Origin of the sequence: Bradyrhizobium sp. LB11.1 (genome assembly GCF_040549385.1) — a bacterium.
GTDB lineage: Bacteria > Pseudomonadota > Alphaproteobacteria > Rhizobiales > Xanthobacteraceae > Bradyrhizobium.
Genome location: NZ_JBEPTH010000039.1, coordinates 1 through 11785 on the forward strand (window position 1 = coordinate 1; position 11785 = coordinate 11785).

Consider the following 11785-nt stretch of genomic DNA (forward strand, 5'->3'; position numbering starts at 1 on the left):
TCTACCCGCATCTACCGACCTTAAGGCTAGCCTTAAAGCCACATGCTTCCTCGGAAGCCGGTCACCGAACAAGACGGTCTCCGCCGGAGGGATACACTTCTGGCGACCGTACCAACTGTTTACTTCCTTCTGCGCCTGGTTCTTTGCGTAGCCATAGCGCTGTTGCAAGCGGCCTTCGAGCTGGTCTTGCTTGCCCGCAATGACGTCGAGATCATCGTCAGTAAGCTTGCCCCATTGCTCTTTGACCTTGCCCTTCATTTCCTTCCAGTTGCCTTCCACACGATTCCAATCCATTGCGAATCTCCTTGGATGGGAATCCGGCAACTGGAGGAGATCTAATTGGTTCCTGTGGTGGCGAGTACAGTTAGCGCAGGTGCCCGAGCCCGATGCCGAGCGAAAGTGCCTTCTGCCTCAGTGACCCTTCGCTGCGCTTCATCATCTTCGAGAGTTTTGAAACTGGTGTGCGGGATTTAGAATGGGCTTTGACCAATTTGATATCCGCTGCCGAATAAGCCTTCCGAGATTTCTTTGAGCTCTTTGCATTCTTCGCCACTTACCGTCTCCGTTGTTATGCTGGCGTCTAGTTAGCATCAAACGCTAATGAAGCAACCTCGAAACCGATCGACGCTCGTTACTCGTAACTGTTTGGGCCCATCAATTTGATTGCTTTCGGAGACTGCCGCTTCGGCACTCTGCGCTTTTGCTTCCGTTGGGATACAGTTAGCTATTAAAGCGCCTCTCGTGCCGGTGGAGGAGCCGTTCACAGGATAAAAACCTGACATCGGCCTATGACTTGTTCGATCGCTTCGTTTCGAAAACGGGTTCAGCGTGGGAAAGCAGGAAAGACTTCGAAACGAAATGTCAGGCAGCACGTTGCCATTCTCCCCTTCACCGGTGCCATAGGGCCGGTTTTGAAGGAAGTCTCGGTTGCCAGAGCTGCCTCGGGTGTTAGGGTATTTTTCGTCGGCGAGCTACTTCTCTCCCGCCTTTTGTTTTAGGCTCATGTACGTGATGAATCGTATTAGGTCAGCGTCAGCCGCGACGTAAATAGTGCAAGGTAATTTCCGGCGGGCAATTGAGGCGCACGGGAACGACGCTCGAGCCGGCACCAACGGAAGTATAGCCGGTCATATCTCTGTACTGCCAAGGCCCAGCCCCCATCCGTCTTGGCAGCACCGCCTCGAGCTTGATAGGAATGGATCCGGGGAGACAAATCTGACCGCCGTGGGTGTGTCCGCTCAGCATCAGATCAAAGTTGGCATGGGCAGCCTGACGATAGACCTCCGGTGTGTGAGACAACAAGATCGAGAACTCACCGCGGGGTATCGGGAGAGCGGCTTTTTCGATGTTGTCCACTCTGAAGAAATGTGCGTCGTCGATTCCCGCCAGATAGATCCGTTGGTCCTTGCGAACGATTGTTTCGCATTCATTGAGCAGCACGCGAATGCCCATGGCTTCGAGCCCGGGAACCATCTGAATCGTATCGTGGTTGCCGAGCACGGCATAGATTGGCTGTTTCAGATGAGTTGCCACTCGCGCGACACCATCCAGCGCGGGCTGGAACGGCCCAACAGTCCGACCCCGATAATCGCCAGTTAGGACACACACATCGTACTGCATGCTGCCAACCAGCTCGATGAGTCTGTTCATGGCAACTTCATTCATATCCACGTGAAGGTCGCTAACGTGGAGAATGGTGAAGCCCTCAAAGCGGGGCGGTATTGTCTTGAACCTCATTTCGTTTCGTTTGACGAGAATGCGTTCTGCATTCTGTCGTGCACGCCAGTAGAGCCCCGTTGCCTTCAGAACATTTCGAATGATCCACTCGGCCCAAGATGAGTTTTCAAGGTGAAAAAATGTGAGGCCCTGGCCAAATACCTGAGCTTCGTGATCTCTCTCAATCCCCAATCGCTGCCGGGCATGGAGCGGCCCGAGACGGATCTCGAGTTTGCGCAGAATGTCTTCGTCCACCAGCTAGTCCTTTTGAACGGCCTTCGGGTAGATATAGCGTATTCTCATGAGGCCAAGGTCAACCCGACAGTGGCTAATTCCCACGCTTCCACTGAATGTCGCGTTGGGTCATTTGGCTCGGCACAGCAACAAACTGCATCGCTATTCGATCACGTCGGCGCAGCCGAACAGCGACAGCGACTTCAGGTTGATGGATGAGGTCGACCGTGGTGCTTTCGATGACCGGCGCAAGACGTTCCGCTGAAAGGCGCTCACAATAGTCTATAGAAGATCGAACTAACGTCGGATGCAACTATAAGCTAAGCTGAAGAAATGCAACTTCTGCATATTCTGCAATTATTGGTTTTAATGACGTTGGCGAACGGCACACCGATCGTTGCGAAGAAGCTTTTTGGCCCACGCTTTTCCTTTCCGCTGGATGCCGGCACCGTATTTTTTGATGGGCGGCCGTTGTTTGGGCCATCGAAAACCATCCGCGGTATTTTGATTTCAGTCCTCATCACGACAGCAAGCGCCCCGCTTATCGGTCTGGATCTGACGATCGGTGCAATCGTAGCGGGCGCGGCTATGGCGGGCGATTTGTTGTCCAGTTTCGTGAAGCGCCGCCTAAACTCTCCGCCGAGCAGCCAGGCACTCGGGCTCGATCAGGTTCCCGAATCCCTATTTCCGATGCTGGCATGCCGCGACGCACTTTCATTGACGATCGCAGACGTAGCGCTTGGCGTCGGGATCTTTTTTATTGGCGCGCTAATTCTATCTCGTTTTCTATTCCGGGCCCACCTGCGCGACGAACCATATTAGCCCGCCGTTAGCCCGAACGAAGGCAATGCAGGGTGATTTCTGGTGGACAGTTGAGACGAACAGGAACGACGCTCGATCCAGCACCCACAGAGGTGTAGCCAGCCATGTCGTGATACTGCCAAGCTCCTGCCCCCATCCGTCGAGGCAATACTGCATCAAGTATGATCGGAATAGATCCTGGCAGACAGATCTGCCCACCGTGCGTATGCCCGCTCAGCAACAAATTAAAATCGGCATGCGCCGCCTGACGATAGATCTCCGGTGTGTGTGACAATAAAATGGAGAACTCGCCATACGGGATCTGCAACGTCGCCTTTTCGATATCGTCGGCCTTGAAGCGGTGGGCGTCATCGATTCCGGCTAGATAGATTTGCTGATCGCCGCGCACAATCACCTCACTCTCGTTGAGCAGCATACGTATTCCCATGGCTTCCAGCCCCGGAACCATTTGGATGGTATCGTGGTCGCCCAGAACCCCATAAACGGGCTCCTTTAGATGAGCTCGCACTCGTGCGACGCCGTTCAAGGTTGCCTCGAACGGTCCAAAATTCTTCCCCCGATAGTCGCCGGTCAGAACACATAGATCGTAGCGCATGTCGCCGACGAGTTCGATCAGGCGCTGCATGGCAGCTTCATTCATGTCCACATGCATGTCGCTAAGGTGGAGTATGGTGAAGCCGTCGAAAAGCGGTGGCAACTCCTTGAACATAACATCATTGCGCTTGACGAGAATGCTTCCTGTATTTCGGCGTCCGCGCCAGTAGAGACCGGTCAGCTTAAGTGCATTTCGAATGACAGAATGGACTGGATACCAGTTCCTTATGTGAAAGGAGAGGAGGCCATGGCCGAAGGTTTGTGCCTCGTGGTCCGCCTCGATACCCAATCGCTGTCTCGCATGGAACGGTCCGAGACGCTCCTCCATTTTGCGCAAGATATCTTCGTCCATGGAACAACTTCCTCCGAAATCGGCCCGACCCTCCATGGAAGCACCAGGCCCTGCCAGACTGTTCAGAGTATTCCTTTCGGCCGACTGCCTGGGAGCACGAAGTCCTGGAAACTTTCTCCGGCTTTTCTCATCAACCTATTGGCCGTAGTGGAAATTCGCTATGAGCTCGATGTCGCATTTGGGTCATGAGCGTCGATTTGGTATGCCGCAATCCAAGTCCGGTCTCTCCCAAACAGCCGACGCCGGAGTGAACGTCACGGTTCGACGCTATGGGCCATGTTCGGAAGTCGCGGTGCGCCCGCATCATCTCCACATCCGCGATCGGTATAAGCCTGCTACTTCCTCAGGAACCCTTCGCCGTCAGAAGTGTTAGGCCAAGCCACACAATCTCAAATTGCTACAAGTTGTTCGCAACGCAAAGCGCAGAGCAACTTTTAAGTGAAAGGTCGGCGCGGCGAGGTATTCCAACCATTGCGCCTTGCGTCTGCCCCCGACAGACAGGTGGGAGGCATAACATGCACCCTTTCTTGCAAAGGCTGCGCTGGCGATTGCGGGGCTGATCGTCGGACTTGAGACCGTCAATGCGGGGCAGCTGGACATGCCGATGGAACCGCAATTGGCAACACCGCGTCACGTGCGGTTTGAGACGCCGACGCTGCCGCCGATGGCCTACACGATGTTTTGCCTGCGCTATGCCGACGAATGTCGCGCACGGCCGATGTTTCGCGGGGGTCTGGTTCGCCTGACTGGCGAACGCTGGGCCATCCTCAAACAAATCAATCAGACCGTCAACCGCAGCATTAATCCGGACGTCGGCGCGGAATTGAGCTCGGGCGTCGAAGCCTGGTTGATCAATCCGGATCGTGGCGATTGCAACGACTACGCAGTGACCAAGCGCCACGAACTGCTCGATTGGTTTACCAGACCTCTTAAGCTGTCTCGTCCCCAAGCGTGCAATGGTGGCCACCGATCGGGGGCAAACTCGACAGTAAGAGCATCAGGGTCAGGCTGCAAAACCGGCCAGACCGTCATCTTGAGGAAGCAATGTCGGCAACGGTAAAGCAGCAAAGGCCGAAGCAAAAAACGTCCAACCCGACTGCGTCACCGAGCTATGTCGGGACAGTTTCCATCGCCGTGGGGAACCTAGTCAATATGATCACGATATTTGCCGTGTCGGGCACCGTCCTGCTCGGCCTACTAGTCGCCAAGCATTTTTCGGTTTAGAAATCGAAAGGTTCACCAGTGCCAACCGACACGTCCAACTAGCATCTGCTAGCCTGGTTTTCAGCTCCAGGTAGCGCCACCAAATCTACGATACGACCTCCAACTCTTGCGCCTCACGTTGCGCTTTGAACGCAGCGACAAATATTTCGAGGCCGACTGAGGTCAAGCCGTTCTCTGTGATGAGACCCAACCGCATGAGATTAGCCGTCTCACTCAGACTGTCGCCATGCGAGGATCCGCCGCCAAACAGCTTAATGATAATTCGCTGCTCCCTGCGCGTTAGCTTATTCCAGAGCGTCAAGTCAGGCACCCAAGGCCTCGCGCGAATCGCTGCATGACACTGAGAGTTTTCCGGTCACTCAAAGGCGAAATCGTGGCAGCGCTCGCCACGCTCCGAGTAGAACCTACATTTTCAACAGTCCACTTGACCGCCACGTCTGCAACGATTGGGCGTCTGGGTCGAGACCGATAGCCGCACTCAAAAGCTGATGGTCGTAGCATGCGAAACGACGTCGGCGAGATCGAGCTTGTCTCGCCATCAGCCAATTACTTGCGGTGACGATGATCGTGCCCGGATGATCGCGTTACTCGGCCCAGCAAAGCCGCAGGCATAACTTACCATGAACTCGGTGCCGCAAACGACACTCCGTGAGTCACCTGCAGCACGCGTATTTCATCGGTCGCATTGATGATGTCGGCCATCCGGCACGGGACTGACGCTGCCTCCGTGTCGGCCTTCGCGTATGCGTTGTTATGGAACAACTCGGCCGTCGAAGAACCACTTGTCGGGTAGCTGTTGCACCACCTTGACCTGGTTAGCGCCGTCGATGTTCACGCCCGCAAACATCGGCATGCGCCTGGATGCCGACATCACGACAGAGAAATGCTAATAATCGAGACGGTTACCCTCAACGCCCTCGATCTCCGGCACATCGCTTCTGCGAAGGGCAAGTGGAACGGGAAGCGGAACGTCGAAGCCCAGGAAGTCGCTGCCAAAGCCCTTACGGCCTGCAAATCGCTCGGGCGGCGAACGCCTAGGCCGGCGGAGTGCCTCGAGCGAGCCAATGCCCTCGGGAGAAGAACCCGATGGCCAGAGATATTGAGGTCGGGGAGTAGCGGCTTTGTGGCTATGTCCACTTTCATTTCTGCCTCCTCCGTCCACCAGGCGTGGCCCCGATAGCTCCGTTCAACAGAAGTTCGTCGTATAGAGCGAATAGTCGTGTGACGTTATGAACGCGTTCGAGGGCCGATCCTGAATCCAGCGTCTCCAACATCTTTCCCAGCAAGCCAGCGACGTCCAATACTTCAATGAGCCGCTGTAGGAGAAAGTCGGCTTGTCTGGTCTTTTTCAGTTCAATAATCAAACGTGCCGGCTCAAGTTCGACCGGCCAGATTGGGGCGCGAGACTGCATATATTGCAGCGCCGATCGAAAGTTTTCAGATTCGTATCTTGCCGCGTCAATCAATGCTGCGCGAGCAGGCGCATAGAGTTCGTGCGTACGCCCGCGCACAAGCCATCGCATCTCGCGATCGTCACCGCCGAATGCGACCCTCACGGAATCTCGCCTACTGATCACCTTTTCAAGTTGCTGATAATTAACTTGCTTGCTTCGTCGTAGGCTCGCGAGTTGCTGCGCGATCGCAGGGTTGACCGGTATCGGGGGCCGGCGCTCGCGCGCGCTGCTATCTTCGCGCAAAATCTGGCTATAAACCGCCGGAAGATCCACCGCCTTTGGGACCACTGTCAGGCCCAACGACATCATACGCATGACGTCGGGTTCGATCCGCTCCCGCACAACGTCAAACCGGGGCACGCTTCCACGACTTGCCCATGCCTGCCCGCCGGTTGCCACAGTCGCCACCGCAGCCAGTATCAACCCACCGTAGCGACGAAGTCCCCTCAGTTCGTCCAGCATCCATGTCGCAACGACGTCGTGAGAGCGGTCCACGGCGAGGTTGGCCAAGGCCCACTTCCATATCCAATGTCCGGTAAGCCATCCCTGTGGCGAAGGGTCAAGTTCATCGACTCCTACGATATTCAAGAGCGTCGATCGAGTAAGACGCTGTATTCCGAAAAAGTCCGCCTGATTGAACAAGTCTCCCACGCGCGATTCGAGGTCACGATTCTGAAGCACTCTGGACAAACGCTTGCGCGTGGGCGGCGCCGAGCTAGCGATCTGCTCGTCATATTCGTCGTCTTCTTTGAGAACACGAACTCGTGAGGCGTGAACGACACCCGATTTTGCTTTTCTAGCTCTGACGTCGCTCCTGACCTTCTTGCGCAATGGTTCGGGTAGTGCGGCCCTCTCGTCTTCCGAGAGATTGCCTTGAGCAAGAAGAGAGGCCGCCTCGATCGGCATTGCGTGCGCATCTTCACCGGCAAGGAGCGCCACTTGTTGGCGCAATAACTGATCCCTCTCGAGCATCTTTGTTTGCCCAAGAAATGCGCGGTAGTAAGCCTCATGCTGCCGATTGCTGGGATTATTAGAATCCTGCCTCGAGAACCAATCGGCCGCCCGAGCATGAACGTCGGCAACGATCTCCTTCAAACTGCGGCCGCCCTCATCCCCTTCCCTGGTCTCGTCTCCGCGAAGCATAGGCAGCATAACCCTGCGGAGGTTTTTCACGTGACGCACTTCCTCCGGCCCGACGTACTCGACGAGCCACACTTCCCTTGCCAGCGCGGAAAACAAGTCTCGCGCCTTCTGATCGCTGATTGGCCCGAGGCCGCAAGGCTCCGCCAGCACCTCACCGATAAGCGTAGGAGTGACACTGCGAAGCGCCAATCCTGGATGCGCCAGGCTTCGTATCTCGGCTGCCTTGACTTCTCTCTCGCCACCGTCTTCCGCAGTAAACTTGTGGTCCTTGATACGATCGAGGAAGCGCGAGTAGAGCACGGAGATCGCGAATTTGGAGCGATAGAGATTTGATCTCCCAAAATCCGCAATAAGGGCGTCGATTTCCTGGCCCGAGCGGCCACGCGCGTAGAGGATCAGGATCAAAAGAAGGAGCGGATACCATGTGACGCCATCGACTGCCGCTATCCTCTCGATCCGTCGATTGGACAAGACCCTGGCGTCGTGCCGTCGATCCCGAAGAAATTCAACTGCCTCACCCGAAGAAAAGCCCCCGATTTCGATCTTGGCGCCAAACCAGGTGGCGAGCCGTTCTTCCTCGTTCGGGAAGGGCGCTGCGCGGCCGGCTACAATAGCCCGTACGCTCGCAAACGCCGGCTGGCCATTTGGCCCCGCCAGCGATTTTATCGAATCGATCCAGCCGAGGAGCAACCCGAACGAGGTGAGTTCGAGCATTTCATCGTGCTCTCGAATGGTGACGTCCTCTGGGCGCCGCATGTCGCACTGGACGAGAACTTCTTCAAAAGTATCGACGACAATGACAAGATGATGATACTTTCGTTTTTCGGAGATGATCTTTGCAAGACCTAGCATCGCATTGTCGATGGCTTTTAGTTCGCTGTCCGGACGACGGGCCTCCCGCGCCATTTCCCGACGCAAAGCGTCCATCTGACCGTCTAGGTCGGAACGCGCTCGCCCGATCTGACGCGTTAATTCGGCGGTCCACTCCCGCTCGAGGCCGAGCGAAAGGTTGGGCTCATCGAAATCCAGGAGAACTGTAATCGGACCGCTCCAATCGTCCTTTCGAAGAGTTTTGACGGTCTCCGCGACGAGGGCCGATTTGCCGCTTCCTCCAATGCCTGTGACAAGGACGGGCCTTAGCCAAGGTAACCTATCAGGATCGGCTGCCGGCTCAGCGAGCTTAATCAGCGGCATGGCTATCTCGCCCACTAGCGCATATTTTCGCAGTGCGGCGAGTTCTGATCTTCGACCGACCAGTTTCGGTGCGACGTGATCGAGGCGTTGCTTCTCATCTAAACGGCCAAGGACCCATCTTGGATCTTCAGTCCCGGCGGGACTCGGCGCGCCAATGGCGTGATTGACGAAATCCTGTGCAACCGCGATATCAAGCAATTCAGGCGGATCAACTTTTTCATAACTTGCGGAGCGTTGGCCCTTCAGCAACCTAATCAGATGTCGCGCGAAGCGATCGCCTGCGAGCGGTTTGGCGTTCTTCAGCAGTTCACTGAAATCACGTCTCGCCATCGCGCGTGGCAACTCTCGGTGCCTCGCATGCGCTGACAGGCGCCAAAGTGTCTTGGCTCCAACAACCACTTCATCGACATCAGTTGCGAGCGCATTCAGAACGCTCGCCTCTACCTTGTCGTCCAGATTTATGTCGAGAAGATCAAACGGATCGAACGCGCCAACGATCGCTGCCCGCGCCCTGACGAGATCGATGCGCCCTTGCGTCTGTGAAGGCTCGTCTCCAGAACTCATACGATAGTCCTCCGAGGAAACGACGGCTCGAAGAATTCATTGATGACGCGACCAACGGCACCGCTACGCGCGGGCTTTTCATCGCGCTCGGCGATCGCCACGGCAATGTTGGCGAAACTCGTCAAAGCGTCGTCCGAGATTGGGATTCCTTCTAGCCTCCTAGCGACCCAGTTCTTGATATCCACTTTGCCAAGATGGTCCTTCAGTTCATCAATCTTTTTGGGCCCGACCTTCTGAAGAGCCGGCATATCCGGGTCGGACAACCCGATAAGAACCAGTCTCAGGTTTTGGCGTGCCGCAATTTCCGGATACAGCGAATCGAAAAACGACCGCGTTGAACCTTCCGTCAGGGGATGCTTGTCCAACTCATCGATCACGATCCATAGCTTGCGACGAGTCGCAACCTGGTCAAGGATATCACCGACTTTGCTCGCAAGCTTCTTGATCCTGTCATTCAGATCGGTCGATTGACTGTTTTCGGCGAGTTGCTCTTCGGTTGGAAGTTTTGCTGAAAGGCCGGGAGAAACAGCCTCAAGCAGCGAGGCTGCGGTATTGTACGCACTCTCCTTAACTTTCTCCGCGCCCACGCGTGCGACCTGGTCAACTGCGAAGTTGAGAGAGTCCATCAAGATTTCAGTCGAGAACGTCTTTCCAATTTGTGACGGCGGATTGTTTTGCCAGTCGTATCCGATCTGCACGACCAGGATCTTGCTAGCTCCGGCGCGAGCGGAGGCTACGGCTTCCTGCAGCGAAATACGTCCTATGAGAGCTCTACCGTTCGATAGGCGGCACCGACTGGACTTAAAATCACCTATGCGATCCTTGATCGCAGCGCCTGCGCGAGCGACAATGACCGAGAGCGGGATCGCAACGTTGACCTTGCTTTCGCGCGACGTCTCGCCGTTGGTGACGGTTGTCTCAAGTCCCGCCTGGTGTATGGCGACCGGCTCCATTTCGTAATTGAGACAAAGTCCTCCTGATGAGCCAGCGATTGTGCTGGCGTCGTGAAGCACGCGATACGAACTAGAGGCCACCGCCGCGAAATCCGTCTTTACGACCTCGGGAACGTTGAACGTACCCGACGTCATTCTCATCGGGAAATTTCCCGGATGCTGAAGTACGACCACGCTTCCGGCGGGCTCCTTCACCGCCGTCGAAGTAATATCATAGTAAAGCCGATCCAGGCCTGCATATGCATCGAGTTCGATAACGGCGAAATCCAGATACCGGTCCAGATCCTGTTGCTCCGTCGGCCAGGCAAGCCGCTTGTGTTCGTTCTTATCTATCAGGTGTTCGGGTGGCGCCGCGCGGCTTCCAGCAACGAGCCAGCTTTCGGTGACACCACACGATGACTCCTCGCCGTCCGGCGCGGCACGCGCAAAGAAATCAAACTCGACACGCAATTCGCCCCGGGATCCTTCCTTCTCTTTGCCAGGGTGATCCGGCCTTGGATCGCCCGGCACCGTATCGAGCAATGACTGGACGACGTGCCAACAGGTTAGGACCAGTCTCGGCCCGATCAGGAAGCCTGTTCCTGCCTCGTCCTCACCCACGCGGATTTTGCATGTATTTCGTTGAGCTCGCATGAGCCCGCCCATCACCTGATCCGGTTTGAGGAATGTCTGATTGGACATCACCTTCTGATAGGTGGCAGCTATCATTTTCCGGCTGAGCGGATCTCGCGCCGCAAGTGCCGGAATGATTGCGTTGGTCGGGATCGCCTTATTCTTGCGCTTCTGCGGCGCGCGCAAAAGTTGGTCGCCGCTGGTCTCAATCAGGAGTTCAAGGAAGCCATGCTTCTGCGCTTCTTCAAACGCGGCCCGGAAGTCTGCGGCGTCCTGTTCAGGGCCCGCTTGCAGCGGCTGACTTCTTTGCCGCCGCTGCGCCAACGGATAGAAGAGCAAAGCGCCCCGGGTCTCAGCTGCCTGGTCGTAGCATTGCCTGAAGAAGGCTCGCGATGCCTTGACTCGGGCAGCGATTTCGGCCGGATCGATATGGATATTGGGGGGCTTCGGCATTCGCTAAACCCAGGTCAGTCTCGCAATCAGATCCAGCGGTATTTTCTCCGAGGCGCGCACCGCTGACAGTGAGTGGGCGAAGTTTGCCGTAAGCGTCCGCCCTGCGAAGTGCAGTCCCGTCACTGGGAAATCGGCGACAAAACTTGAGACCATCGACCCGGATTGGCCGGCAAGCGTGGTGCAATCGTGCGTGAAGACCCACGCGGCCGTATCGCTCGGCACGGTACCAACCGTCATGTCGATTCGGCCCGGCGCCAAATATTTGCGCCCATAATCGAGACCGAATATCTCACCGAGCCGTTTAGCGATATCCATACTGACCTCACGCGTCTTCGGATCCTCAAGGGCAGCTATGTCGGGCCTGGCGGGATACCCAGAGCCGGCTTCGCAAATCTGAACAAGGGGATAAGTGGAGCTTCTGCCTGACGGCGGGCAAGATTGTCCCGCGAATCAGGAGAGACGATGACGAG

At 56.1% G+C, this 11785-nt stretch carries 8 protein-coding genes and 1 pseudogene; 2 read left to right on the forward strand and 7 right to left on the reverse strand.

The genetic code is table 11. From position 1 onward, the window contains the following. Positions 1-99: 99 nt before the first annotated feature. The 3 genes and pseudogenes from ABIA96_RS36075 to ABIA96_RS36085 form a co-directional block, all read right to left on the reverse strand. A pseudogene (locus ABIA96_RS36075) lies at positions 100-294 on the reverse strand (CsbD family protein); the annotation flags it as partial. 70 nt (positions 295-364) lie between these two features. Then, entirely contained in the window at positions 365-553 is a 189-nt protein-coding gene (locus tag ABIA96_RS36080) for a hypothetical protein (protein WP_354141649.1), read from the reverse strand. A 479-nt stretch (positions 554-1032) separates the two neighbouring features. Next, a complete protein-coding gene (locus ABIA96_RS36085; protein ID WP_354141650.1) occupies positions 1033-1971 on the reverse strand; it encodes a metallophosphoesterase in 939 nt (312 codons plus the stop codon). A 312-nt stretch (positions 1972-2283) separates the two neighbouring features. On the opposite strand from ABIA96_RS36085, the gene ABIA96_RS36090 reads away from it, so the two are divergent. Next, positions 2284-2772: a cytidylyltransferase family protein gene (locus tag ABIA96_RS36090; RefSeq protein WP_354141651.1), complete on the forward strand. Its 489-nt coding sequence runs from the start codon at positions 2284-2286 to the stop codon at positions 2770-2772. Between the two features lie 7 nt (positions 2773-2779). Here ABIA96_RS36090 and ABIA96_RS36095 read toward each other — a convergent pair whose 3' ends face one another. Next, positions 2780-3718: a metallophosphoesterase gene (locus ABIA96_RS36095; RefSeq protein ID WP_354141652.1), complete on the reverse strand. Its 939-nt coding sequence runs from the start codon at positions 3716-3718 to the stop codon at positions 2780-2782. A gap of 604 nt (positions 3719-4322) precedes the next feature. On the opposite strand from ABIA96_RS36095, the gene ABIA96_RS36100 reads away from it, so the two are divergent. Beyond that, positions 4323-4778 (forward strand): transglutaminase-like cysteine peptidase, encoded by a 456-nt coding sequence (locus tag ABIA96_RS36100; protein WP_354141653.1) that lies wholly within the window; start codon positions 4323-4325, stop codon positions 4776-4778. 1303 nt (positions 4779-6081) lie between these two features. On the opposite strand, the gene ABIA96_RS36105 is transcribed toward ABIA96_RS36100, so the two are convergent. From ABIA96_RS36105 to ABIA96_RS36115, 3 genes are read right to left on the reverse strand one after another with little or no spacing between them, the layout of a single operon-like run. After that, positions 6082-9297, reverse strand: coding sequence for an ATP-binding protein (locus ABIA96_RS36105; protein WP_354141654.1), 3216 nt, complete (start codon positions 9295-9297; stop codon positions 6082-6084). Further along, positions 9294-11315, reverse strand: coding sequence for a trypsin-like serine peptidase (locus ABIA96_RS36110; RefSeq protein ID WP_354141655.1), 2022 nt, complete (start codon positions 11313-11315; stop codon positions 9294-9296). Before ABIA96_RS36110 ends, ABIA96_RS36105 begins: the two co-directional genes overlap by 4 nt. A gap of 3 nt (positions 11316-11318) precedes the next feature. Further along, a complete protein-coding gene (locus tag ABIA96_RS36115) occupies positions 11319-11630 on the reverse strand; it encodes a hypothetical protein (protein WP_354141656.1) in 312 nt (103 codons plus the stop codon). Positions 11631-11785 lie beyond the last annotated feature (155 nt).